General features: G+C 63.1%; 20 protein-coding genes. 2 read left to right on the top strand and 18 right to left on the bottom strand.

Translation table 11 applies throughout. From position 1 onward, the window contains the following. The first annotated feature begins 83 nt into the window (after positions 1 to 83). The gene (locus tag JQ553_RS17580; RefSeq protein ID WP_212501238.1) at positions 84 to 770 is read left to right on the top strand and encodes a HemK/PrmC family methyltransferase; all 687 of its coding nucleotides are present in this window, start codon (positions 84 to 86) and stop codon (positions 768 to 770) included. Between the two features lie 49 nt (positions 771 to 819). Here JQ553_RS17580 and JQ553_RS17575 read toward each other — a convergent pair whose 3' ends face one another. From JQ553_RS17575 to JQ553_RS17505, 15 genes are all read right to left on the bottom strand, one after another. Next, positions 820 to 2,367, bottom strand: coding sequence for an HlyD family type I secretion periplasmic adaptor subunit (locus JQ553_RS17575; protein WP_249144361.1), 1,548 nt, complete (start codon positions 2,365 to 2,367; stop codon positions 820 to 822). Further along, positions 2,367 to 4,193, bottom strand: coding sequence for a type I secretion system permease/ATPase (locus JQ553_RS17570; protein WP_212501237.1), 1,827 nt, complete (start codon positions 4,191 to 4,193; stop codon positions 2,367 to 2,369). The genes JQ553_RS17575 and JQ553_RS17570 overlap by 1 nt, the downstream gene beginning before the upstream one ends. A gap of 208 nt (positions 4,194 to 4,401) precedes the next feature. After that, on the bottom strand, positions 4,402 to 5,757 hold the full coding sequence (locus JQ553_RS17565) for a calcium-binding protein (RefSeq protein WP_212501236.1): 1,356 nt from the start codon (positions 5,755 to 5,757) through the stop codon (positions 4,402 to 4,404). 673 nt (positions 5,758 to 6,430) lie between these two features. Beyond that, the gene (gene bioB, locus JQ553_RS17560) at positions 6,431 to 7,465 is read right to left on the bottom strand and encodes a biotin synthase BioB (RefSeq protein WP_409363069.1); all 1,035 of its coding nucleotides are present in this window, start codon (positions 7,463 to 7,465) and stop codon (positions 6,431 to 6,433) included. A gap of 263 nt (positions 7,466 to 7,728) precedes the next feature. Continuing rightward, positions 7,729 to 8,919, bottom strand: a complete 1,191-nt coding sequence (mmsB, locus tag JQ553_RS17555) for a multiple monosaccharide ABC transporter permease (RefSeq protein ID WP_212501234.1) — start codon at positions 8,917 to 8,919, stop codon at positions 7,729 to 7,731. Further along, on the bottom strand, positions 8,916 to 10,496 hold the full coding sequence (gene mmsA, locus JQ553_RS17550) for a multiple monosaccharide ABC transporter ATP-binding protein (RefSeq protein ID WP_212501233.1): 1,581 nt from the start codon (positions 10,494 to 10,496) through the stop codon (positions 8,916 to 8,918). Before mmsA ends, mmsB begins: the two co-directional genes overlap by 4 nt. 207 nt (positions 10,497 to 10,703) lie before the next feature. Further along, on the bottom strand, positions 10,704 to 11,777 hold the full coding sequence (chvE, locus tag JQ553_RS17545) for a multiple monosaccharide ABC transporter substrate-binding protein (RefSeq protein ID WP_212501232.1): 1,074 nt from the start codon (positions 11,775 to 11,777) through the stop codon (positions 10,704 to 10,706). Positions 11,778 to 12,206: 429 nt separating this feature from the next. After that, positions 12,207 to 12,923 carry an HAD family hydrolase gene (locus JQ553_RS17540; protein WP_212501231.1) on the bottom strand — a complete coding sequence of 239 codons (717 nt, stop codon included), beginning with the start codon at positions 12,921 to 12,923 and terminating at the stop codon, positions 12,207 to 12,209. After that, positions 12,920 to 13,846: a CbbX protein gene (gene cbbX, locus JQ553_RS17535; protein ID WP_212501230.1), complete on the bottom strand. Its 927-nt coding sequence runs from the start codon at positions 13,844 to 13,846 to the stop codon at positions 12,920 to 12,922. The genes JQ553_RS17540 and cbbX overlap by 4 nt, the downstream gene beginning before the upstream one ends. Before the next feature lie 108 nt (positions 13,847 to 13,954). Then, positions 13,955 to 14,380 carry a ribulose bisphosphate carboxylase small subunit gene (locus JQ553_RS17530; protein ID WP_212501229.1) on the bottom strand — a complete coding sequence of 142 codons (426 nt, stop codon included), beginning with the start codon at positions 14,378 to 14,380 and terminating at the stop codon, positions 13,955 to 13,957. A gap of 13 nt (positions 14,381 to 14,393) precedes the next feature. Next, positions 14,394 to 15,851, bottom strand: a complete 1,458-nt coding sequence (locus JQ553_RS17525) for a form I ribulose bisphosphate carboxylase large subunit (protein ID WP_409363079.1) — start codon at positions 15,849 to 15,851, stop codon at positions 14,394 to 14,396. Between the two features lie 36 nt (positions 15,852 to 15,887). Beyond that, positions 15,888 to 16,970: a class II fructose-bisphosphate aldolase gene (gene fba / locus JQ553_RS17520; RefSeq protein WP_212501227.1), complete on the bottom strand. Its 1,083-nt coding sequence runs from the start codon at positions 16,968 to 16,970 to the stop codon at positions 15,888 to 15,890. Between the two features lie 2 nt (positions 16,971 to 16,972). Continuing rightward, a complete protein-coding gene (gene tkt / locus JQ553_RS17515) occupies positions 16,973 to 18,997 on the bottom strand; it encodes a transketolase (RefSeq protein ID WP_212501226.1) in 2,025 nt (674 codons plus the stop codon). Then, entirely contained in the window at positions 18,994 to 19,869 is an 876-nt protein-coding gene (locus JQ553_RS17510; protein WP_212501225.1) for a phosphoribulokinase, read from the bottom strand. The genes tkt and JQ553_RS17510 overlap by 4 nt, the downstream gene beginning before the upstream one ends. Before the next feature lie 11 nt (positions 19,870 to 19,880). Then, on the bottom strand, positions 19,881 to 20,918 hold the full coding sequence (locus JQ553_RS17505) for a class 1 fructose-bisphosphatase (protein WP_212501224.1): 1,038 nt from the start codon (positions 20,916 to 20,918) through the stop codon (positions 19,881 to 19,883). A 154-nt stretch (positions 20,919 to 21,072) separates the two neighbouring features. Here JQ553_RS17505 and JQ553_RS17500 point away from each other — a divergent pair, with 154 nt between their 5' ends. After that, positions 21,073 to 21,999, top strand: coding sequence for a LysR family transcriptional regulator (locus tag JQ553_RS17500; protein WP_212501223.1), 927 nt, complete (start codon positions 21,073 to 21,075; stop codon positions 21,997 to 21,999). A gap of 11 nt (positions 22,000 to 22,010) precedes the next feature. On the opposite strand, the gene JQ553_RS17495 is transcribed toward JQ553_RS17500, so the two are convergent. From JQ553_RS17495 to JQ553_RS17485, 3 genes are read right to left on the bottom strand one after another with little or no spacing between them, the layout of a single operon-like run. Beyond that, a complete protein-coding gene (locus JQ553_RS17495; RefSeq protein ID WP_212501222.1) occupies positions 22,011 to 22,205 on the bottom strand; it encodes a hypothetical protein in 195 nt (64 codons plus the stop codon). Further along, positions 22,202 to 23,296: a PepSY domain-containing protein gene (locus tag JQ553_RS17490; RefSeq protein ID WP_283817266.1), complete on the bottom strand. Its 1,095-nt coding sequence runs from the start codon at positions 23,294 to 23,296 to the stop codon at positions 22,202 to 22,204. Before JQ553_RS17490 ends, JQ553_RS17495 begins: the two co-directional genes overlap by 4 nt. Positions 23,297 to 23,338: 42 nt before the next feature. Beyond that, complete coding sequence (locus JQ553_RS17485) at positions 23,339 to 25,594, bottom strand: TonB-dependent siderophore receptor (protein WP_249144359.1); 2,256 nt, start codon at positions 25,592 to 25,594, stop codon at positions 23,339 to 23,341. Positions 25,595 to 25,702 lie beyond the last annotated feature (108 nt).

The raw sequence follows: 25,702 nt of genomic DNA, 5'->3' as shown, positions 1-25,702 counted from the left end.
TGGCCGTAGACATTTGAGATTCTAACGTATTGGTTTTCTTTTGAACAATTCCCGACAACGTTCCTGCCGGCAGGATAAATGCCATGAACGACGTGATCGATATAGCGGAAGCATACGGCAAGGGACGCACCCAGTTCATGGGAATAGAACTCCTGGTCGCGCCCGGCGCGCTCGTCCCCCGGCCGGAGACCGAACTGCTTGGCAGGACGGCCGTCGACATCTTGCGTCGCCTGAACCTTTCGGCTCCGCGCGTCATCGACATGTGTTGCGGCGCGGGCAATCTCGGGTGCGCCATCGCGCTCGACATTCCCGGGGCTGCGGTTTGGGCGAGCGACCTCACCGAAGGGTGCGTTGACGTCGCACGCCGTAACGTTGTCCATCACGGACTTGGGGCTCGCATGTCAGTGCTTCAAGGCGACCTGTTCGCAGCCGTTGCAGACCTTCGGCTCGACGGCTCCATCGACCTGATCGTCTGCAACCCGCCTTATATCTCAGAGACCCGCCTCAAGGGTGACCGGGCCTCGCTGCTCGAATTCGAACCGCGTGAGGCATTCGCTGCTGGCCCTTATGGACTAAGCATCCATATGCGGGTTGCAAAGGAGGCGCCGAAATACCTGCGGCCGGGGGGAGTTCTCTTGTTCGAGATCGGCCTTGGCCAGGAACGGCAAGTGGCGACCTTGCTGGAGCGCAATGATGCCTACGAGAATATCCGCGTAGTTGCGAATGAGGCCGGTGAAGGCCGCGTGGTCATGGCGATGGCGAAGGGATAGCAGGTTTGCTTACGTGCGGGACGCATTGGCGTCCCGCACGTCGGCCTTCTCAATTTTCCCGCATGCCGCGCCGGATCGCATCGGTCACCGGCTGGGTCAGGTAGGCAAGAACGGTGCGTTCGCCGGTGGCAATCAGAACGTCGGCCATCATTCCAGGCTTGAGCTTCTCGCGGACCTTCTCCGGGAACTGCGTGACCTGCACCGAGACCTTGACCTCATAGAAGGGCAAATGCGTGGCCTCGTCGCGAGCCGCGTCGGCCGAAATTGACAGCACCTCGCCGACCGCGATCGGTGTGGAGCGCTGCTTGAACGAAGGCAGCCGGACTTCCGTAGGCAACCCGACCTGCACGTGATTGATATCGAGGGACGACACTTTCGCAGCAACCACGAGGACGTCGTTGTCAGGCACGACTTCCATCAGTACGTCGCCAGGCTTGATCACCGCACCGACGGTGTGGACCTTCAGGTTCACGATCCGTCCGGAACGCGGCGCGCGAACCTCGGTACGGGTCAGCACGTCGGCCGCAATGCGCAGCTTTTCGCGCGCGTCCGCAAGTTGTGCTCGGGTCTCGGTCAGTTTCGCAGTGCCCTCCTCGAGAACCTTTTGCCCAACCTGGTCGATCTGGAGTCGTGACTCGTCGATGATCCGTCCGTAACGGGCGATGTCGGCCTCATAGGCACCCATCTTGCCCTCAAGCTCGGACTTGGTGCGTTCCAGGGTCGCCACGCGCGCAAACGCAACAATTCCCTGATCGGCAAGCGGCTTGAGCTTGGCAAATTCCTGGCTCACGCTGTCGTACTGCGCACGCGCGGCCTTGTTCTGCGCAACGTTACCCTGAATTTGGCGCTGCGCCTGCCCAATACGTTCTTCCAGAATCGAAATCTCGATCCGGCGCGCGGCGCGTCGTTCATCGAACCGCCGCCGCTGGTCGCCCATCGCGCGTTGCGCGGAAGGATCGGAGGTCTTTTCCAGCAGCTCATCCGGAAAGGTGACCTTGTCGCTTCCCTCGGCTTCCGCCATCAAACGCGCCTCTTCCGCAATAGCCGAATAGACCGCCGAGCGGGCGATCTCTTCCTTGGCCTTTTCTTGGGTCGGATCGAGCCGCAACAGAACTTGTCCCTCGGCGACATGAGCGTCGCCGGTCACCATCAGGTTTCGCACGATGCCGCCCTCAAGGTGCTGCACCGCCTTGCGATCACTCTCCACCACGACGGAGCCGGTGGCTACGACCGCACCATCGATCGAGGCCAAGGCAGTCCAGCCGCCGAACACGCCGAAGGTGAGGAAGACGACGGCAAAGCCGCGCTGCGCGGGCTTCTGCCAGTTCCCCGGCGAACCGTGATCACCGTTCCCCTTTGCTCCCTTGAACAGGGTCGGCAGCCTTCCCTTTGCAACCAGGATCGGCAGCCTCGTCTTTGCAGACTGGACCAACGACCTTGTCAGCGCCATCACCTTGGCAGTGAGCCCGCGCGCGACGTCAAGATATCCTTGCACGCCGAGAGGTGCGCGAGGCGCCGGAGAGCTGTTGTTCAGGCGCTTCAGTAGCTCTGCCAATTCATTCTGAAGAGGCCCTTCCTGTCGCAACAATTCGTTCATCACTGCCTCGTCGCATGAGCCGGACGCGCCGGATTGGGAGTATGCAGGTTGCGGGGCGCTGCTCCGGCGAAGTGGTGACTTTCGACTCGATGTTGGTGTTCGGTCACGACGCGTGGCTCACGTCGCATCGGCGCAACGGTCTGGCCGAGCAGCGCGGGCAGCATTTCTTCGCGCGTGCCGATCCGCCCGACGCGGCCTTCGTGCATGAAGATGATCTTGTCGACCGCCGCGAGCAGATTGGGCCTGTGGTTGATGATCACGATCGTCATGCGCTGCTTGCGCAGCTCCTGGATGGCGTTCGCCAGCGCACGATCGCCGTCGCCGTCCAGATTGGCATTCGGCTCATCGAGAACGACCAGGACGGGCTTGTTGAAGAGCGCCCGCGCCAAGCCGATGCGCTGACGCTGCCCACCGGAGAGCCCGGCGCCGTTGTCACCGATGACGGTGTCATAGCCCTTCGGAAGTCGCTGGATCATGGCGTGCGCCGACGCCAGATGCGCTGCCTCGACAACCGCCTCGTCGGAGGCGTCCTCACGGAAGCGGGCGATGTTGTCGCGCACTGTGCCCGCGAACAATTCGACGTCCTGAGGCAGATAGCCGAGGCTTCGGCCGAGGAAATTGGCGTCGAAATGGCGTATGTCATTGCCGTCGATGCGCACGCAACCGCGCGCGAGCGGCCAGGCGCCCACCAGCGCCCGCGCCAGCGAAGATTTACCGGAGCCGGACTGGCCGACCACGGCAACCACTTCGCCAGGTGCAAGCTGGAACGAGACCTCGGAGATCGCCGGCATTTGTGATCCGGGCACAAGAACGGTCGCCGCCTCGACCGAGATTTCGCCCTTCAAAGGTGGCAAGCGCATCGGCGGGCGCTCGGTCACCCGGTCCCGAAGCGCGTTGTCGAGCCGCGAGAACGACGTCCGCGCGGCAACCAGCGCCTTCCACTGCGACACAGCCGCCTCCACCGGAGCAAGCGCACGACCCATGATGAGCGAAGCGGCGAACAGAACGCCGCCTGAAATTTCCTGCTGGATCGCGAGGTAGGCCCCCACCCCCATGATGGCGACCTGAAGCGCCATGCGCAGGAACTTGGAGATCGCGAGCAACGAGCCGCCACGCTCTCCGGCCCTTGCGCCTTCGACAAGCGCCTGACCATGCGTTACAGCCCAGGAGGCACGCACCGCCGGCCCCATTCCGAGCGCGCGGATCGCTTCCGCGTTGCGCAGCGAGGAAGTCAGCCTGTCCAGTGCATGAAGATTCTTCGACATCGCGGCGACCAGCGGCGCCTTGGTGACGCGCTCGTTCAGGAAGGCAAGTGCCAGGATGACGACCGCGCCGGTCAGCGCAACCAGGCCGATCATCGGATGAAGCAGAAAGCACATCGCCAGGAAGATCGGCGTCCACGGCACGTCCATCAGCGACGTGATCACACCGCCCGAAAGCACCTCGCGTAGCGTGTCCACGTCGCGCAGCAACTGAACGTGGTGTGAGCTGCTCGTGGCCAGCGACCGTCCGAGCGCGGTCTCGAAAGCCTCGCCGGACAGCAGATGATCAAATTGCATGCCGGTCTGCACCAGTACCCGGCTGCGATAATGCTCGAGCGCCGCGTAGCTGATGAAGAGCGCAAGCGCGATCAGCGAAAGCAGCAACAACGTCATTCCGTTTCGGCTGGTCAGCACGCGATCGTAGATCTGCATGGTGTAGAGCGGAGAAACAAACACCAACAGATTGATGAAGATGGACAGCCCGCCGGCGGCAAGCAGGCCGGGGCGGATTTGACGGAAAGCGTCCGCGAGCGGGGACGATTTGGCCGAAGCATACATGTGCATATCCAGGCCGCCCGTGGTCGGGCAGCGGCAAGCGTTGAAAAAGTTGCATGCGATCGAGCGTGACCACGCCCGCACTTCAACACTCCGCCGCGCGCGGAGTGGCACCCCGCCTCGCGGCCACTGCGGCCGCGAGGAACTCCCCCAAAGTTTTTGTCATACGCGCGGCGAGCCGCGCGTATGACTCTGTCGAGAACGACCCCTCACAAACTCAGGAATGCCACCCGTGCTGGTCGTGATGATTATTCAACATATCAGCCAGGTGAGATGCGAATTGTCCCCCGTGACACGCGCCCCACGATCCGTGGGACGACGTATCCGTCGAAGGATCTGCATCTGCGGTCGTGTCTGCAGTCGTGTCTGATGGTGCAGCGCTCGCGGTCCCTCCTCCCGACGAGGCGCCACCCTTCCACTGCGAGAAATCGAGCCCGTGGTTGCTCATCCACTGCGCGAAATTGACTCCGTGCTGGTGGTTGTTGTGCCCGCCGGTATCACCACCGTCGGAGGTCGTTGGATCGGAGGTCGTGGGCGACTGCGAACCGCCCCCCGCGCTAGCGCCATGACCGTGCCCATGACCGCCCGTGCCGCCGTTGCTTCCGTTCGAGCCGGTCGTGGGAGTCGTGGGATCTGTCGTTCCGGCGGAGCCGGACACGGGCGGTGTATCTCCCGTCGAGGAGCCTCCCGACGAGTCGGCCTGATGACTGCCCGAGCCGCCAGTGGCTCCGCCCGTGCCAGTCGTAGGAGCTGTGGTGCCGCCCGAGCCGGTCGCGGGCGGAGTATCACCCGTCGAGGAGCCTCCCGTCGGGGTACCGTCTCCGGTGGTGTCGCCGCCGCCGGCAACGGGCGTCGCGGGCGGATCGTCAGTGACCGGATCGGTCACAGGTGGGACCGTCGTGTTACCCGACGTCGAACCCCCGCTCGTATTGTGCTGAAGGAAGACCTGTTGCAGTGCCGGCAAATCCTCAAGCGCCGTATCGCCGTTCTGCGAGCCCCAGGCGTATGCATAATCAAAGGCGGGGTTGGGAACGAGATCGTGCCAATGATCGATCATGGCCTGAGCCTGCGCAGCAGTCGGCACCGCGACCTGGCTGCCGGTTTCAGTCTGCCAGCCACCGCCGCCGAACGCCTGATAGACCGGAACGATGGAGCTGAGCGGAATTCCGGCTTTCTCAGCGGCGGCGACGTATTTGTCGATCGTGCTGAGGTCGACATTCGGACGATCTGTCCACACCGGATACCAATCGAGACCGAACAAGTCGATGTCGGTGTTCGCCTGGTTGTAAGAGTTCATGTAGTTCGGATCGTCGGACGTTCCCATGTTCATCAACACGGTGAAGGTCTTCGCTCCGGGATCGTGTTGGTGAATCCAGTCGGATTCAGCCTTCAGATCCGCCGCGCTCGCCTGCACGCCCCATTGTCCCGTGGGATCGGGCTCATCCACCAAATAGAAGCCAAATACCTTCGGGTTGCCGATGAACGGCGTCACCTTGTCAATGAATTCCTGAGTGACGCCGTGGTACTCGTCGAGCCAGACCAAGCCCTGCACGCCATCCGGGAGTGCATTCACTTGGTCGACATACTGGACGTCCGCAAGGTTAAAGCCAGCTTGACCTGGTGCAAAATTACCTTGGTCGTCCAGGCCCCCGCCCGCAGCGTAGTGTAAGGTTGCCAATGCTAATTCCCCTTTACGTGGTGTGAACCCCCAGAGACCTGTAAGTCTGACGCGCCCACTTGTGCGCCCCACCGCGATTAACGTTCGTTTACGTTTAAGGCAGGAATTCCCGCTGCATTAGGCGGAACCAAGGGAATATTGTGCCGAAATCTTGGGCGCGCTTTGCACCACAACTGCGTGGCAAAAATTCAATCCAGAGTATTTCGCAAGCGAATTCAACGGCGTCCGATGCGAAGGCGGCGATGCCTGCTATCAAATCAAACACGTGCGGCAAAGGGACACTGTCAACAGGTATTTGGCTGACAGGGGACAGACGACCTTCGAATCAGCACCTAGGGGGTAAGCCTAAAGGAGGATTATCTCCCACGGCGAAAAATCTTTCATACCAAGAGTGCATTGCCGAGGATCAAACGCGCGGGCTGTGCGCGTAAGCTCGAAATTCGCGCGGTGGTTCAACGTGTTTTGCGTCATCGAGTCCTTAGCGCAAAATATTGCGCTTCCGTCGCCGGACAAATCAGTTGTTAAATCTCGCCGGTCTCACCGGTTAATAGACGCTTCGCGTCATCCTTTAGGAATCAACCGGAACAGCTTGTTTCGCCTGGTCGAGATTGGAGCTGATGCCGAGCCGATCGAGCAAATCGGCATCGCGGTCGCGTTGTGGGTTGCGCGTAGTCAGCAGCACGTCGCCGATGAAGATCGAGTTGGCACCGGCAAGAAAGCACAGCGCTTGCAATTCGTCGGTCATGTACTGCCGCCCGGCCGAGAGCCGCACCACGCTTTGCGGCATCATGATACGGGCGACGGCGACAAGCCTTGCGACCGCGATCGAATCCGGCCGCTCCGCGGTCGCGTTGACCGGCACGCCCTTGACCTCGTTCCAGAGGTTGATCGGAACGCTCTCCGGATGCGCGGGCAGATTGGCGAGCAGCACCAGCATACCGAGCCGGTCGGCGACGCGCTCGCCCATACCGATGATGCCGCCGCAGCACACCTTGATACCCGCTTCGCGCACATGACTCAGCGTGTCGATGCGATCCTGCAAGGTACGGGTGGTGATGATCTGTTCGTAGAATTCCGCAGAGCTGTCGACGTTGTGATTGTAGAAATCGAGACCCGCATCGTGGAGCCGCGCGGCCTGCGCCGGCGTCAGCATGCCGAGCGTGACGCAAGTTTCCATGCCAAGGCCCTTCACCGCGCTGACCATCTCGCAGACCTGATCGAGATCGCGCTCCTTGGGGTTGCGCCACGCCGCCGCCATGCAGAAACGCTCGGCGCCGGCCTCCTTCGCGCGCTGCGCGGTTGCGACGACGTCCGCCTTGTCCATCAGGCGTGTCGCCTTCAGTCCGGTGTCATAGTGCGCACTCTGCGAGCAATAGCCGCAATCCTCCGGGCACCCGCCGGTCTTGATGCTCAGGAGGCTTGCGGTCTCGACATAGTTCGGATCGAAGCGGGCGCGATGGACGGTCTGCGCGCGAAACACCAGGTCCGAGAACGGCAAGTCGTACAGCGCTTCGGCCTCAGCGCGGGTCCAGTCATTGCGGACGGCCTCGATATCGCAATCCCCGTTCCGTTTCTCGCCTGCAGCTTCGATCAGCACGCTCACGCCCCCAGTCTCCATATTGATTCCATCAACCGAACAGGTCGGCTCGGCATGATCTATTTGATCTCCGCACGTTCGTCCATTCAATGCGCGAGCGGGCTGGGCGTCGTGATGCTCCGAAGCAGCAGGTCACGCCAGGTCAGCAGCTAATTCACGTGGAATTGACCGCCAACGTGCGATGGAGATGCCGGTGGGACCAGTATCAATGCCGCCGCTTCGCGCCGCCGCGGTGCCTGCAGCGGACAAGACTTGTGACCGCGTGGTCGTCACCGCCGCTGATTGTAGACATCGATGCAAACGGCACCAAGCAGGACGAGACCTTTGATCACCTGCTGGTAATCGATGCCGACACCGAGGATCGACATGCCGTTGTTCATCACGCCCATGATCATGGCGCCGACCACGGCGCCGCCAACGCGGCCAACGCCGCCATAGGCCGAAGCCCCGCCGATGAAGCAGGCTGCGATGACATCGAGTTCAAAGCCGAGGCCGGCCTTGGGAGTCGCCGTGTTCAAGCGCGCGGCAAAGACGAGCCCCGCGAGCGCCGCCAACACGCCCATATTCACGAAGGTGAAGAAGGTGAGCCGTTCGGTCTTGATGCCGGACAGTTTCGCGGCCTTCGCGTTGCCGCCGACCGCATAGATCTGCCGGCCGATCACGGTGCGCCGGGTCACGAAGCCATAGAGCGCGATCAGCGCGGTCATGATCACGAGCACGTTCGGCAGGCCGCGATGCGAGGCGATCAGATAGGTGAAGTAGAGCACGGCGCCTGCCAGCGCGATGCTCTTGCCGACGAAGAACGCATAAGGCTCGATCTCGATGCCGTGTGACTGCTCGCGCGCCCTGCTCTTGGCGCTGGCGAGCACCAGCGCAAACGCGAGCACGACGCCGATCAGGAGCGAAGTCGGATAGAGCGTGCCGGCGCTCGGGAACAACTCCGGAATGAAGCCGGACGACAGTTTCTGAAACGTCGGCGGGAACGGCCCGACCGACTGCCCCTGCAGGAACGCAAGCGCCAGCCCCTTGAACACCAGCATGCCCGCCAGCGTGACGATGAAGGACGGAATGCCGAAATAGGCGACCCAGTAGCCCTGCGCCGCGCCGATCGCGGCGCCGACCAGGAGGCACGCGATGAATGCGATCGGGTAATCGACGTGATAGCGCACCATCAGCACCGCCGCGACCGCGCCAACGAAGCCGGCAACCGAGCCGACCGAGAGATCGATATGGCCGGTGACGATCACGAGCAACATGCCGAGCGCCATGATCACGATGTAGCTGTTCTGCAGCACCAGGTTGGTGAGGTTGAGCGGCTGCAGCAGCGTGCCGTCGGTCACGATCTGGAAGAACAGCATGATCGCGAACAGCGACAGCAGCATGCCGTAGTTGCGCAGATTGTTCTTGATGAACCCGGAATGCCTGGGGGTCTCGGGAAGTGAAACGGTCTTGTCGGTCATTGCCCCACTCCCCCCGCCCGCGCGGCACCATTATGGGCGCCGTTCCCGGACATCCTGACGTTGCGCATGATGGCGCGCATGATCTTCTCCTGCGTCGCATCGTGGCCGGCGAATTCACCGACGAAGGCGCCTTCATTCATCACGCAAATCCGGTCGCAGATGCCGAGCAGTTCGGGCATCTCCGAAGAGATCACCACGACGCCTTTGCCTGCCTCGGCAAGCTCGTTGATGATACAATAGATCTCGTACTTTGCACCGACGTCGATCCCGCGGGTCGGCTCGTCGAGCAGCAATACCTTGGGCGCCGTCATCAGCCATTTCGACAACACCACCTTCTGCTGGTTGCCGCCCGAGAGGTGCCCGGTCTCCTGGTAGACGTCGGAACAGCGGATCCGCATCCGGTTGCGGTAGTCGCTCGCGGCTTTGAGCTCCCTGACATCGTCGATCACACCGCGGTCGGCCACCTGATAGAGACTGGCGAGCGTCACGTTCTTGCGGACGTCATCGGCCAGGATCAGCCCTAGCTGCTTGCGGTCTTCGGTGACATAGGCAAGCCCCGCATCGATCGCGGCCGACACGCTGGAAAGGTCGGGCTCGCGGCCCTCGAGGGTGACCTTGCCGGAAATATTGTAGCCCCAGGCCCGGCCAAACAGGCTCATGGCGAATTCGGTGCGGCCGGCGCCCATCAGGCCGGCGATGCCGACCACCTCGCCACGGCACACCTTGAAGTCGACATTCTTGATCACCTGCCGCTCGGTGTGCAGCGGGTGGTGCACCGACCAGTTCTCCACGGTCAAAACGGGATCGCCGATCCGGGCCTTACGCTCGGGGAAGCGGTGCGCGAGATCGCGATTGACCATGCTGCGGATGATACGGTCTTCCTCGACCCGCTCCTGCCGGCAATCGAGGCTGTCGACGGTGCGGCCATCGCGCAGCACGGTGATGCGGTCGGCGACGCGCGCGACCTCGTTCAACTTGTGCGAGATCAAGATCGAGGCGATGCCCTGCTCGCGGAATGTCAGCAGGCGCTCGAGCAAGGCGGCGCTGTCGGCCTCGTTGAGGCTCGCCGTCGGCTCGTCGAGGATCAGGAGCCGCACCTTCTTGGACAATGCCTTCGCGATTTCGACGAGCTGCTGCTTGCCGACACCGAGATCGGTGACCAGCGTATCCGGCGATTCCCGCAGACCGACCTGCGCAAGCAGCTCCGCGGCGCGCCGATACACCGCGTCGCGATCAATCACGCCGAACCGGGATGGCGGATGCGACAGAAAGATATTCTCGGCGATCGACATCAGCGGGATCAGCGCCAGTTCCTGATGGATGATGATGATCCCGAGTTTCTCGGTCTCGTTGATGTCGCGGAATCGTCGCTCCTCGCCGTCGAAGACGATCGAGCCCTCATAACTGCCCGCGGGATAGACGCCGCTCAACACCTTCATCAGGGTCGACTTGCCCGCACCGTTCTCGCCGACGAGCGCGTGGATCTGCCCGGCCTCCACCGTGAAGTTGACGTCGCGCAACGCCTGCACGCCCGCAAAACTTTTGCTGACGCCGCGCATTTCCAGCATTGCCGTCATCGGATCACGTCCCACAGCGCCCTACCCGCTTGGCGCAGTTTTGACCAGGCAGGCGTGCGCCGCCCGCCAGGTCGTTCACCCTAGATCATGATGCAACCATGTCGAATCGCATCGTGAATCTCATCTCTTTGTTCGCGCATGATTTCCGCGCAACGCTTCGCGTCTGTTCCGAGGGAAAACCGCTGCACACTCTTCTGCGATCATGCTCTAGTCGAATTGCGAGCGCTTGTAGTAGCCGCTGTCAATCAGGACTTTCTCCCAATTGGTCTTGTCCACGACGACCGGCTTGAGCAGATAGGACGGAACCACCTTGACGCCATTGTTGTAGGTCTTGGTGTCGTTGACGCTGACTTCCTTGCCGCTCAGCGCTGCGTCGACCATGTCCGCCGTCACCTTGGCAAGGTCCCGGGTGTCCTTGAAGATGGTCGAATATTGCTCGCCTCGCAGCATGGCCTTGATCGAGGGAACCTCGGCATCCTGACCGCTGACGAATGGCATCGGCTGGTCCTTGCTGCCATAGCCGACGCCCTTCAGAGAGGAGATGATGCCGATCGAGAGGCCGTCATAGGGCGACAACACCGCGTCGAGACGCTTCTTGCCGTAGAACGCGCTGAGCAGATTGTCCATGCGCGCCTGGGCGGTGGCGCCGTCCCAGCGCAGCGTCGAAACCTTGTCCATGCCCATCTGGCCGCTGCCGACCACGAGCTTGCCGCTGTCGATGTACGGCTTCAGCACCGACATCGCGCCATCGTAGAAGAAATAGGCATTGTTGTCGTCGGGCGAGCCGCCGAACAGCTCGATGTTGAACGGCCCCTTGCCTTCTTTCAGCCCAAGCGCCTTCTCGATCGACTGCGCCTGCAGCACGCCGACCTGGAAGTTGTCGAATGTCGCGTAATAGTCGACGTTCGGCGTGTCGCGGATCAGGCGGTCATAGGCGATCACGGTGATGCCTTTTGCCTTCGCCTGCTTGAGCACGTCGGACAGCGTTGTGCCGTCGATCGCGGCGATGACCAGCACCTTGGCGCCCTTCGTCACCATGTTCTCGACCTGGGACAGTTGGTTCGGGATGTCGTCCTCGGCATATTGCAAATCCGTGACGTAGCCGCGCTCCTTCAACACCTTGACGATGTTGTTGCCGTCGTCGATCCAGCGTGCCGAGGACTTTGTGGGCATCGCGATCCCGATGCTCCCCTTGCTCTGGGCACACGCGTCGCGGTCCGACGCCGCCACCGTGAGGCCGGCCAGCGCGAGCGCGAACAAAGCGGTCTTCAATTTGAACATGTTTCACTCCCTTTCTTTTTGAATTGGTCCCGGTATCGCAGAAGGCGTCAGCCGTCGCCCGTCGCCGGTGAGCTTGCCGTACATCGCACGGGATGTCGCGTGCGCAACCTCGCCGTGACGATCAGAAATTGCGGATTATCGATGGAGCCCATGCGCCGCCCGCGCCTCGTCCCGCCTCCCGCCTTGCATCCAAACGGCAAGCCTACCCGGGGGCAATGTGGACGGGCGGCGCAGGAATGGCTTTGGAGATCATAAGGCGTTGTCTCCCGATATTGTTGATGCCTACCATCAGCCTTGATCACGCTGGGTGCTATGGCACCTCTCATGGGGGCCAAATACCACTATTTCACGGAAGACGTGCGCCGACTAGTCATATTATTTGACTAATTGAGGGCCTAGGAGCGCCGCCGCTTCGTAGCGGTCGGGACCTCAGTAATCGATATCCGCCAAGTCATCGACGACAAGCAGCGCGCCGGTCCAGTCGTCGTCGCGAAAATATGCGCTTCGGGTGATGACAACCGGAATTCCGGCGCGCGACGCCGCCACGAGGCCGTTGCCAGAATCCTCGATGGCAATGCAGCCCGCCGGTTCGAGTGCGAGGCGCGACAGCGCTTCGACATAGACGTCGGGCGCGGGCTTCTTGCGCGGAACATCGTCGCCGGCAACGATCGCCTCGAACAGATCGGCCCAATTCTTGCCGAGTGCGACCGACAGCAGGGCATCGATATTGCCGAGCGTGGTCGTCGTCGCGATCGCCAGGCGCTGACCGCGCCTGCGGGCACTTTCGATCCAGGCCCCCACTCCAGGCCGCAGCGGGCAGCCGCCCGACGCGATCAACGCCGCATAATGCGCGGTCTTCGCACGGTGCAGCTCGGCGATGTCGGCGACCGTCAGCGAGGGGGCGCCATCGCGCTCAGCGAACGCGCGAATGCGTTCCTTGCCTCCCGCGACTCGCAGCAATTGTCCGTAAGTCGCGCGATCCCAGTGCCAGTCGAGGCCGGCATCCGAAAAGGCCCCGTTGAACGCGCAGCGATGTACTTCTTCCGTTTCGGCAAGCGTGCCATCGACATCGAAAATCAGCGCGCGGGCGTTCGCAATCAGGTCTCTCATGCCGGTCGCGCGGATGGCCGCGAGCACCGCATTCATCGCCCCGAATCCGTGCCGGTTCCGTTCGAGAACACGCGGCTGGCGAGGACGTCACCGGCCTCGATCGACATTACGTCGTCGGCAGTCAGCATGCGATCGAGCTTCGCCACGATCCGGTTGGCCTGGCGCAACCTGATACGGTCCAGCGCGTTGCGGATCGAGCGCGCGTTGGAGAACAGGGGCTGCGCCTTGCGCACGGTGATGTAGCGGACGAAGGCTTCGCGCGCTTCCGGAGAGAAGCGATAATTCTGCTGCTGCAACATCGTCTCGGCGATCCAAAGCAACTCCGCGTCCGAATAGTCGGGAAAGTCGATGTGATGCGCGATGCGGGAGCGAAAGCCGGGATTGCTCTGGAAGAACTTTTCCATCCGGTCGCCATAGCCGGCCAGGATCACCACCAGATCCTCGCGCTGCTGCTCCATGATCTGCAGCAGGATCTCGATCGCCTCCTGGCCGTAGTCGCGCTCGTTCTCGGGCCGATAGAGATAATAGGCCTCGTCGATGAACAGCACGCCGCCCATCGCCTTCTTCAGGATCTCCTTGGTCTTGGGCGCGGTGTGGCCAATATATTGCCCGACCAGATCGTCGCGTGTGACGCTGATGACGTGGCCGCGACGCACGAAGCCGAGCCGGTGCAGGATGCCGGCCATCCGCAGCGCCACAGTCGTCTTGCCGGTGCCGGGATTTCCGGTGAACGACATGTGCAGGGTCGGAAACGTGTTGGCGAGCGCCATCTTCTGCCTGATACGTTCGACCAGCAGCAGCGAAGCGATTTCGCGGATCCGCGTCTTCACGGGTTTCAGTCCGATCAGCTCTGAATCGAGCTGGTCGAGCACGTCGCCGATCCCGATGTCGGCGAACTCATGCCGGAGATCGATGGTTTGAAGCGGAGTTTCGCGGGTCTGTCCTTGCGATTGTGTCATGATCTCTCACATCGAAAAGCTCCGTCGCCGCGCGGCTGCGACGACGGAGAAGTGCATCCGGACCAGCGCGGCCGAGGGAGCAATCCGCCTGGCTTCGACCGGACGCTTTCACTGATCGCCGTAGCGCCGCCCTTCCGGCCGCGTGGCGGCATAGGCGTGGGTTGAATAGCGGATGTTCCGCCCGACGGATTCCTGCCGGTCGAGCCGGAAACCCGGCTCCTCCTGCGGCCGGTTGACGATGAAGGACAGCCGCACCGACTCCCAGCCGTAGCCGGAATCGAATCCGGAGATGCGGATGTAGCGGTCGCCATACACGCGCCGGCAATCGGCGAGTTCTTTCATGATGCCCGCCGCGTCGCGGAGATCGAACATCGGCAGGCCCCACATGTCCCAATAGGTGTTGCGCGGGTGCGGCTCATCGGTGAACTCGATGTTCACCGCCCAGCCCTTGTCCAGACAATATTGCACCTGCGCGGCGATCTGCTCATCGGTGAGATCGGGCAGGAATGAAAAGCAACCCTGGGTGATCCGCATGATCATGCTCCTGTCAAACCGCCATGCTCGGCGTGGGGACGAAATCGGGCGCGTCGGTCGACTCGTAATTGAAGGTCACGTCTTTCCAGACCTCCAGCGCCTCGCGCAGCGGCGTACAGGTCTGCGCCGCTTTCGCCAGGATTTCCGGCCCTTCATGGACGTAGTCCCGTCCCTCGTTGCGGGCGAGGATCATGGCTTCGAGGGCGACGCGGTTCGCCGTGGCGCCGGCCTGGATGCCACGTGGATGGCCGATGGTGCCGCCGCCGAATTGCAGTACGACGTCCTCGCCGAGCAGATCGAGCAACTGGTGCATCTGGCCGGCATGGATGCCGCCCGACGCCACCGGCATCAGCTTGTTGAGACTTGCCCAATTCTGATCGAAGAACACGCCGTGCTCGAGCTGCATCGGATTGAAGTCCTCGCGGCAGATGTCGTAGTAGCCGCGCGTGGTATTGGGATCGCCCTCGAGCTTGCCCACGACGGTACCCGCATGGATGTGGTCGACGCCGGCGAGCCGCATCCATTTCGCGATGACGCGGAACGATACGCCATGGCTGCGCTGCCGCGTATAGGTCGAGTGGCCGGCGCGATGCAGATGCAGGATCATGTTGTTCCTGCGTGCCCATTTCGCCATCGACTGGATCGCCGTGTAGCCGATCACGAGATCGATCATGACGATGGTGGAGCCGAGCTCATGCGCGAACTCGGCGCGCTCATACATGTCCTCCATCGTCGCCGCCGTGACGTTGAGATAGGTACCCTTCACTTCACCGGTCGCAGCCTGCGCACGGTTCACCGCCTCCATGCAGTAGAGGAAGCGCTCGCGCCAGTGCATGAAGGGTTGCGAGTTGATGTTCTCGTCGTCCTTGGTGAAGTCGAGGCCGCCTTTCAGCGCCTCATAGACCACGCGGCCGTAATTGCGGCCGGATAGCCCGAGCTTGGGCTTCACGGTGGCGCCGAGCAGCGGACGGCCGAACTTGTCGAGCCGCTCGCGCTCCACGACGATACCGGTCGCCGGCCCCTGGAACGTCTTTACGTAAGCCGTCGGCAATCGCATGTCCTCGAGCCGCAGCGCTTTCAGCGGCTTGAAACCGAAGACGTTGCCGATGATCGACGCGGTCAGGTTCGCAATCGAGCCCGGCTCGAACAGATCGAGGTCGTAGGCGATATAGGCGAAGTAGCTGCCGGGAGAGTTCGGCACGGGATCGACGCGGTAGCACTTCGCGCGGTACTTTTCCGCAGCCGTCAGCCGATCGGTCCAGACCACCGTCCAGGTTGCCGTCGAAGATTCACCGGCCACCGCTGCGCAGGCCTCAGTCGGATCGACTCCATCCTGCGGCGTGACCCGGAACAACGCGATGACGTCGGTGTCCCTGGGCTCGTAGCCCGGCTCCCAATAGCCCATGCGCTTGTATTCCATCACGCCGGACTTGTAGCGATCCTTGCCGCGCACGGTGATCGACTGCTGCATATTCATCTGATCCTCCGAAATTGGTTGTTGCCCGATTCATGCGGCCCGCGTGATGTGCCCGATCTGCGGATCGAGCGTGCCGGAGCGATAACGCCGGGCCATCTCCGGCAGCGGGACCACGTGGATTTTCCCGGCATTGCCGGCCGTGCCGAACTGCTCGAACCTGTCGTGGCAAAGCTCGCGCAAGGCATCCATCGCGGGCTTGAGAAACTTGCGCGGGTCGAACTCGCTCTTCGATTGGACCGCGACCTTGCGGAAGGCCGCAGCCATCGCGAGACGGCAATCGGTGTCGATGTTGACCTTGCGCACGCCATGCCTGATGCCGCGGATGATCTCCTCGACCGGAACACCCCAGGTCTGCGGCATCTCGCCGCCGAACTGGTTGAACATGTCCTGTAGCGGCTGCGGCACCGAGGACGAGCCGTGCATCACCAGATGCGTGTTGGGCAGCCGCGCATGGATCGCCTCGACCACGCGCATCGCGAGGATTTCGCCATCGGGCCTGCGCGTGAACTTGTAGGCGCCGTGCGAGGTCCCCATGGCGATCGCGAGTGCGTCGACCTTGGTGGCGCGGACAAAATCGACCGCTTGCTCGGGATCGGTGAGCAACTGGTCGTGACCAAGCTGGCCCTCGGCGCCGTGACCATCCTCCTGCTCGCCGCTGCCATGCTCCAGCGAGCCGAGCACCCCGAGTTCGCCCTCGACCGACGCGCCGACCCAGTGCGCCATCTCGACGACGCGCCGGGTGATATCGACGTTGTAGTCATAGTCCGCCGCGGTCTTGGCGTCGGCTTGCAGCGAGCCATCCATCATGACCGAGGTGAAGCCGAACCTGATCGCGGTGGCGCAGGTCGACTCCTCGTTGCCGTGGTCGAGATGCAGGCAGAGCGGGATCTGCGGATACATCTCCTCCAGCGCATCGATCATCTTCGCCAGCATGATATCGCCGGTGTAGGCGCGGGCGCCGCGCGAGGCCTGGATGATGACCGGCGCATCGCAGGCCGCCGCGGCCTCCATGATGGCGAGGCCCTGCTCCATGTTGTTGATGTTGAAGGCCGGCACGCCGTAGCCTCGCTCGGCAGCGTGATCCAGCAATTGCCGGAGGGTTATCCGCGCCATGACTACTTTCTCCCTTCTCTGGATCGGCGGATCGAGCGCTCCGCGGCCGCGGCCACAGACGCCGGCGTGATGCCGAACTCGCGGTAGAGCACATCGGCCGGCGCCGACGCGCCGAAGCCCGTCATGCCGACGAACTCCCCGTCGTCGCCGAGCCAGCGCGCCCAATCGCCCTCGACCGCAGCCTCGACGCCGACGCGCGGGGCATTGCCCAAGACCCTTGCGCGATAGTCGCGCGGCTGCTGGCGGAACAGTTCGAAGCACGGGGCCGAGATCACGGCGGCCCGCACTCCATCTTCCGCCAGCAGCCTTGCGGCTTCGAGCGCGATCGACACCTCTGAACCCGTCGCAATCAGGGTGACGTCACGCTCGAAGGCCGGCTCGACGAGGAGGTAGGCGCCGAGCGCAACCTGGTTGTCCCCAGCGCCGTCGCGGACCGTCGGCAAAGCCTGCCGCGACAGGCAAAGGATCGAGGGCGAGGTTTCGGCACGCAGCGCGCAGTCCCAGGCTTCCGCCGTCTCGACCGCGTCGGCCGGGCGAAACACCAGCAGGTTGGGAATGGCGCGCAGCGCGGCCAGATGCTCGACCGGCTGGTGGGTAGGTCCATCCTCCCCCAGCCCGATCGAGTCGTGGGTCATCACGTGGACGACGCGGACGCCCATCAGCGCCGCGAGCCGGATCGCGGGGCGGCTGTAGTCGGAAAATGTCAGGAACGTCCCGCCATAGGGAATGAAGCCGCCGTGCAGGGCGATGCCGTTCATCGCCGCCGCCATGCCATGTTCGCGGATGCCGTAGTGGATGTAGCCACCGCCAAACGAACCCGGTCGTAGCGACGCTTGCGTCTTCGCCAGAGTCAGATTGGAGTGCGTGAGGTCCGCGGAGCCGCCGAGCAGATTCGGCAGGGCCTGCGCAATCACGTCGATCACTTGCTGCGAGGCCTGGCGCGTCGCGAGCTTCGGCCGTTCGGTCGCGAAATGCGTCCTCAGCTTCGCCATCGCTTCGGCATAGGCGCAGGGCAACTTGCGGTTCAGCGCATCATGGAACGGGGACCGCTCGCCGTTGCGGGCACGTCGCGAGCGCTGGATCCAGGCGCGGCGCGTTTCGCGGCCGCGCGCGCCGATCTCGCGCCATTCGGCAAGCACCCACTCCGGCACTTCGAACGGCCGGTGCGGCCAGTCCAGCGCGGATCGTGTCCTGCCGACTTCATCTGTGCCGAGCGGCGCTCCATGGACCTTCTCGCTGCCCTGCCGGTTTGGCGCGCCGAAACCGATCACGGTGCGGCAGGCGATCAGCGACGGGCGAGCGCTCGCCTTTGCCTGCTTGATGGCCGCCGCGATCGCGTCCGGATCGTGTCCATCGATGCTGCAGACGTTCCAGCCGCTCGCCCTGAACCGCGCTGGCTGATCGTCCGAGCAGGACAAGGAGGTGGCGCCATCGATCGAGATCTGGTTGTCGTCAAACAGCACGATCAACCGGTTCAGACGCAAATGGCCCGCGAGCGAGATCGCTTCCTGGCTGATGCCCTCCATCAGGCAGCCATCGCCGGCGATCACATAGGTGAAGTGATCGACGAGATCATTGCCAAAGCGCGCATTCATCAGCCGCTCGGCCAACGCCATGCCGACCGCGGTCGCAATGCCCTGCCCGAGCGGCCCGGTCGTGGTCTCCACACCCGGCGTATGGCCATATTCGGGATGCCCGGGAGTTCTCGAGCCCCACTGCCTGAACGCCTTGAGTTGATCAAGCGTCACGGCCTCGTAGCCCGTCAGATGGAGCAGCGCGTAGAGCAGCATCGAGCCGTGACCGGCCGACAGCACGAAGCGGTCGCGGTCGGGCCATGCCGGATCGCTCGGGTCGAACTTCAGGAACTGCGAGAACAGCACGGTCGCGACATCGGCCATGCCCATGGGCATGCCGGGATGGCCCGATTTGGCCTGCTCCACCGCGTCGATGGCGAGGAAACGGATGGCATTCGCCAACTCGGCGTGGCCGACGTCGGTGCGTCGGGCAATGGACGCAAGTGCTGTCATATCGTTCGCCTCTTTCGTTCGATCAGTTGCAGGATCAGCGGGGTGAGAATGAGCTGCATCGCGAGATCGAGCTTCGCGCCGTGGATCACGATCGAGTTTGCGCGCGACATGAAGCTGTGCGGAATCATCGACAGCAGATACGGGAAGTCGATGCCGCGCGGATTCTTCAGGCGGATCACGACCATCGATTCATCTGGTGTCGGGATCCAGCGTGCGATGAACGGATTCGACGTGTCGACCGTCGGCACGCGCTGGAAGTTGATGTCGGTCTCGGTGAACTGCGGACAGATGTAGTTCACGTAATCCGGCATGCGGCGCAGGATGGTGTCGGTCACGGCTTCCCTGGAATAGCCGCGGTGGCTGCGGTCACGATGCAGCTTCTGGATCCATTCGAGGTTGATGACCGGGACGACACCGATCTTGAGGTCGGCATGCTGCGCCACATTTACCTTGTCGGTGACAACAGCGCCGTGCAGGCCCTCGTAGAACAGCAGGTCCGAGTTCTCGGGCAACGGCTCCCACTCGGTGAAGGTGCCCGGCTTTGCGCCGTAGAGCCGCGATTCCTCCTCGTCGTGCACATAGTGCCGCGTCGTCCCGGTACCGGTCTCGGCATAGTCACGGAATAGCTTCTCCAGTTCCTCGAACAGATTGGTCTCGGGGCTGAAATGGCTGAAATGCTTGTTGGCACGCTCGGCTTCCTCCACCATCTTGCTGCGCATCTCGGCGCGGTCGTAGCGGTGAAACGCGTCGCCTTCGACATAGGCCGCGACCACGTTCTCGCGCCGGAAGATGTTTTCGAAGGTCTTCTTCACCGACGTCGTGCCGGCGCCGGACGACCCCGTGATCGAAATGATGGGATGCCGACGGGACATGGGATTCCCTCTCAGCGAAAGAGGCCGCGCCGCGCGAACAGCGGGGCATCGCTGCTTTCGAATAGTGGCTCGACGGTCTGATGAGCCGCATCGACGTCGCGCACGGCGCGCGCCGATCCCATGATCAGGGGCACGCGCTGATGTGGCGTGCGCGCCGATAGCTCAAGGATGCGCGCGCGCCCGCTCGAGGCGGCGCCGCCGGCCCACTCCATGATCAGCGCGATGGGATGCGCTTCATAGAGCAGCCGCAGCCGGCCTTCCCGATACCCCGGACGCGCGTCGGCCGGGTAGAGGAACACGCCTCCACGCACCAGGATGCGGTACGCCTCGGCCACCAGCGAGCCGATCCAGCGCATGTTGAAGTCATGGCCTCTTTCGCCGTTGACGCCGGCGAGGCAATCGTCGATGTAGCCGCGCACCGCGCCGCTCCAATGCCTGCGGTTGGAGGAGTTGATCGCAAATTCCGCCGTATCAGGCGGAATCTGGAGGTCACGCGCGGTCAGGACGAATTGGTTCGTGCGCGGATCGAGAGTGAAGGCATCGACACACTGATCGAACGCCAGCACCAGAACCGTCTGCGGGCCGTAGATGAAGCAGCCCGCCGCACATTGCGCCGTGCCCGGTTCGAAGAAGGTCGAGATGATGTCGTAGCCCCTCGGCCTGATCGAGAAGATCGTGCCGACCGAGATGTTGTTTTCGAGATTGGCGGAACCGTCGAGCGGATCGATAGCGACACAGAGCGGCGCGTCGGCATCGAGCGTCTCCGGCAGTTCCGCCTCTTCGGAGAGAACGGCTGCGACCGGAGCCGTGCGCAGGGCGTCGCGCATCAGGCGGTCGGCGACCAGATCGACGTACTTCTGCCGGTCGCCATCCGGGTTGGTGCCACCGCTTTCGCCGCCGATGCCGGCGAGGGAGCCGGCCGCGATGATACGCGCGAGTTCGACTGCGGCACCCGCGAGCGCTTCGACGACGGCGGCGGCTGCGGCGCGCGTCGGGTTGTGATGCGCCGGCCAATCGAGATAGGCATGCAATGCAGGACGGATGTCCATGGGCCTTCTCCCTGATCGAGCCCTCTTTGCCGGGGCGCCTGGATTGCGCGACCCATCGGAGTCGCCTTCCCGCCTATCAACGCGCGAATTGCTGAATTAGGGAAATTTTATTATCTTTGGTCCTGCCAAAGTTTTCTTTATGGAGCGCTCGCCAATGGCCGGCCATTTCTCGCGGGACCTCACGATCCGCCAGCTTCGTGCGCTATCTGCGGTGCAGGCGGCCGGCTCGATCACCTCGGCGGCCAACCGCCTCAATCTCACCCAGCCGGCGGTGACGCTGCAGCTCCGTAACCTGCAGGCGCTCGCGGGCATGCCGCTGATCCAGCGGACCGGCGACGGCATCGCGCTCACCGATGCCGGCGCCCATGTGCTTGCATTGGTCGAACGGATCGAGGCGGCGCTGCTCGACTGCGAACAATCGCTCGACCTGATCGCGGGCCGCAGCGGCGGGCGCGTCTCGATGGGCGCCGTGAGCACCGCAAAGTATTTCGTGCCCTACGCGATCGCTGCGTTTTCACGGCGCTTTCCCAAGATCGAGGTCCTGCTCAGGATCGGCAACCGCCAGGAAATCCGCGATGCATTGCGCGGCTATGATCTCGATATCGCGGTGATGGGACAACCGCCCGCGGACGTCGATGTCGAGATGCGCCCACTCGGCAGGCATCCGCACTTCATCGTCGCGGCAGCCGAGCACCGGCTCGCGAGACGACGGCATCTCGCCCCGATTGAACTCGCCGATGAGACCTTCATCACCCGCGAGCGCGGTTCGGGCACGCGGATGCTGATGGAGCAGTTCTTCCTGAAGAACGGGCTGACGCCAAAGATCGGCATGGAGATGGACAGCAACGAAACCATCAAGCAGGCCGTCATGGCCGGGCTTGGCGTCGCCTTCATTTCCCAGCATACCGTGTTCCACGAATTGGAAGACAGCCGCCTCGTGGTGCTCAATGTGAAGGGGCTGCCCGTCGTCCGCCAATGGCACGCGATCCGCCGCGCCGACAAGATATTGCTGCCACCCGCACAGGCGATGCTCGACTTTCTTGGCAAGGACGGCTGGCGCTATTTGCCGAACACGCGCTGAAGGACGCCAGACTAGCGATAGCGTAATCGGAGCCACGCCCAAGCGACAATGACCACCGGCACGGCGATCGTCGGCCAGGAGAAATAGCGGCCGAAATCACCAAGCAGCAGCGCCGCGAGCAAGCCGGAGAGGCTCAACCCGCCAACGACGATCGGTGCACCGAACACGCGGATCCAGCGCGGTGGACGATCAGGACCCGCCCTCATCGCGCCAACGCCGCTTGGATCGCCGCCGCACGTCCCCTCTTCCGCCGCCGTGCCAGCCAAAGGTAGAGCCCGCTGCCGATCACGATGATCGTCAACACGTCAAGGATGGCCCAGATGATCTTCAGCGGCATGCCGCCATAGTCGCCGAAATGCAGCGGCTGCGAGATCAGCAGCGCTTGCAGGTAGGTGGGCAACGCGCGGGTTTCGGCGACGTCCCCGGTTTCGCCATCCAGCAGCACCGGCGTCAGCAGGCGAGACGTCAGCGGCGTGTCGCCGCGCATGAAAGCGGCATAGTGATGCGACGAGGTAAGGGGCGTTCCCGGATAAGCGACGAAGGCCACCTCCATGCCTGGCACGGCCTGCTTCGCACACGCCACGACGTGATCCAGCGCGGCCAGCCTCGCCGGGGCCGGCCTGCCGGCATACGGCCTCACCATTTCGGCAAGCTCGGTTGCTTTCCAGTGGTCCAGCATCAATTCGGCCCAGGTGTTGATCACACCGGTCAGTCCGACCACCAGCGCCCAGACGATCGTGACCACGCCGATCAGATTGTGCCAGTCGAGCCAGGCAACGCGGCGCGCGGATCGGTCGCGGATGGTGGCGAAGCGCAGGCGGCGTGTGAACGGCCAGTACAACACCACACCGGAGACGATCGCGACCGCAAACAACAGGCCCATCGCGCCAAGGAACAGCTTGCCGGCCTGGCCCGCGAACATGTCGGTGTGCAATTTCAAGACGATCAGCATCGGGCCGACGCCGACCAGTCCGAGGGGCCTGGCGGTCACCGCATCGAAAGCGCGCAATGTCGCGTCGTCAGGCTTTCCGTCTGGGGCGCTATTGGTGTAGGCCGTGATTATGCCAGGTTCGTCCTTGTCCCAGGATACGTATTGCATGACCCGCCCCGGATCGGCCGCGAGCGCAGCGCGGACGATCTCTTGCGCAGGCGCGCCCGGCCGCCCGGCGGACGCTTCCGGCCGCGGCGTATAGCCGAGCGCCTCGTCGATCTCGTGGTGGAAGATCAACGGCAGCCCGGTCAAGCAGAGCAATAGCAGGAATATTGTGGAGACCAGGCCGGTCCAGGTATGGACCAGCGACCAGATTCTGACCGTCCGAGCCTTCAGCCGCCCCTCCCCTTACCACTTGTAGCCGAGGCTTGCCGTAACACGCCGCCGGTCGCCGTAGAAGCAGGCGGTCGGAGACGAACAACTCGCGACATAGATCGTATCGGCAACATTGATGACATTCAGCGCCGCGCGCCAACCCTGCCATTCGTAGTGGATCGCGGCGTCTCCGAGCACGACCGAGGGAACCGTCAGCAGGTTCGCCGGATCGGCAAAGGACGAGCCAACATAGCGCACGCCACCGCCGAAGCCGAAGCCGGTCAGCGGTCCCTGCTGGAAGGTGTAGTCGCCCCACACCGATGCAGTCTGCTGCGGCGTATTGGTCGGCGTCTTGCCGATCAGCGCCGGATTCAAATCCTTGGTGATGAAGAAGTCGTAGGTCGTGAAAGAGCCGAGCAGCTTCAGCCCCGGCATGACATTTGCAACCGCCGCCAGCTCGAAACCACGGGATGTGACCTCGCCGTTCTGCGTCTGCAGCAGCACATTGCTCGGATCTGTCGTCAATGCGTTCTGACGCTTCAGGTCGAACCAAGCCAGCGTGAAGTAGCCATTGAAGCCGTTCGGCTGGTACTTGACGCCGACCTCGGTCTGCTCACCGGTCTCCGGCAACAGCAACTGACCGGCGGCATTGAGGCCGACGACGGGATTGTAGCTCGTCGCATAGGCGACATAGGGCGCAAGGCCGAAGTCGAAATTGTAGATCAAGCCGGCCCGGCCGCTGAACTGACTGTCGCTGCGCTCCTGGTCGGGGCCGATATGATTGTTGTTGTGGGTCTCAACCCAATCATTGCGTCCGCTCAGCACCAATGTGAAACGATCGAGCTTGATCTGGTCCTGGACATAGGCGCCGAGCTGCTTCTGGGTCAGCCGCGCGTCCTGGAAAGGCGGGCCGCTGAACGTCGCCGTCGGCGTGTAGACCGGGTTTAGCAAGTTGATGGGCGTCGCCGCGCCAAAGCCCTGCCAGTCGTCGATCTGATAGTAACGCGCATCGAGACCGAACAGCGCGGTGTGGTGCAGGATGCCGGTGTCGAAGCGATATTCGAGCTGGTTGTCGAGATTGGTCTGGCCGGCGATTCCGCTCGCAAAGAAGTTGCCGCGCGCGAGATTGGCCGCGGCGGGCGTCGTTGCATAGCCTAGGCCGAACAACGTGGATTCGGTGACGTCGACATGGGCGAAGCGCGCGTTCTGCCGGAACGTGACATTGTCCGACAGGTTGCGCTCGAACTGGTAGCCGATCATCTGCTGTTCGCGCTTGAACGTATCCATACCCGGATCACTGGTGAAGAGGCTGGTCGGGATTCGGCCGAACGGCGCATCGACAACGGTGCCGACATAGGGCAGGAAATTCTGCCCGCGCGTCTGGTTGTAGGAGGCCGAGGCGAGCACGGTGAATGTGGTGTCGGCGTCCGGCTTCCAGGTGACCGACGGCGCAAGGAAATAGTTGTTGTTCGGCACGAAGTCGACCTGCGTACCGCCGTTCTGGACCTGTCCGACCACGCGGTAGAACAGCTTGCCATCCTGCGCCGGCGTCGCAACCGGCCCGCCGAAGTCGAAGCCGAGATATGCGTTGCCGAAATTGTTGACGCCTGTTTCGAGGTAACGGATCGGCTCGGCGGGCGGCATCTTGCTGATGGCATTGACGATGCCGCTCGGGCTCGAACCGCCATAGAGCACCGCCGACGGCCCGCGCAGCACCTCGACGCGCTCGAGGTTGAAGGGCTGCAGCTTCCAGCTTGCAAAGCCCGTGTAGAATAGCTGTAACCCGTCGAGAAACAGGCCGATATCGTCGGATTTGAAGCCGCGGATCAGGAACCAGTCGTTGCGGTAGTCCGCGCCGAACGTTGCGGCGACGACGCCCGGCGTGTAGCGAAGGATCTCGTCGAACTTGCTGGGCTTCTGATCGCGAATCTGCTCGGCGCCGATCACGGACACCGATTGCGGCGTCTCCATGATCGGCGTGTTGGTCTTGGTTGCCGACGAACTGCGGTTGGCAACGTAACCCTGGATCGGGCCGCGCGGACTCTCGATAAAGCCGACATCACGGATCGGCGGCGGCTTTCGTGAAGCGCTCGGCTGCGCGGTGCGCTGGATGCGACGCTGCGCCGGAGCCGTCGCGCGCCGCCGCGCTTCAGGAGACGCAACGACGACCGGCGGCAGCGCCTGCGCGCCCGATTGCGACGTCCCCTGAGCAAATGATGCCTGCGGCAACAATGCCAATGCAGACGCGGTCGCCGACGCGGCGATCCGCAGAGCACGAAAATAATTCAAAGCGCCTTACCCCAACGATGTCCCGGTCACGCCGCTCTTTTCAACGACGTGTCCTGCGGACGCTTACGCGAGCGATGGGAATTCCTCTAATGGAAGGCCTCTTAGAAC

Origin of the sequence: Bradyrhizobium lablabi, assembly GCF_018131005.1 — a bacterium.
GTDB classification, from domain to species: Bacteria; Pseudomonadota; Alphaproteobacteria; order Rhizobiales; family Xanthobacteraceae; genus Bradyrhizobium; species Bradyrhizobium lablabi_D.
This window is presented reverse-complemented; position numbering and strand designations above follow the sequence as displayed.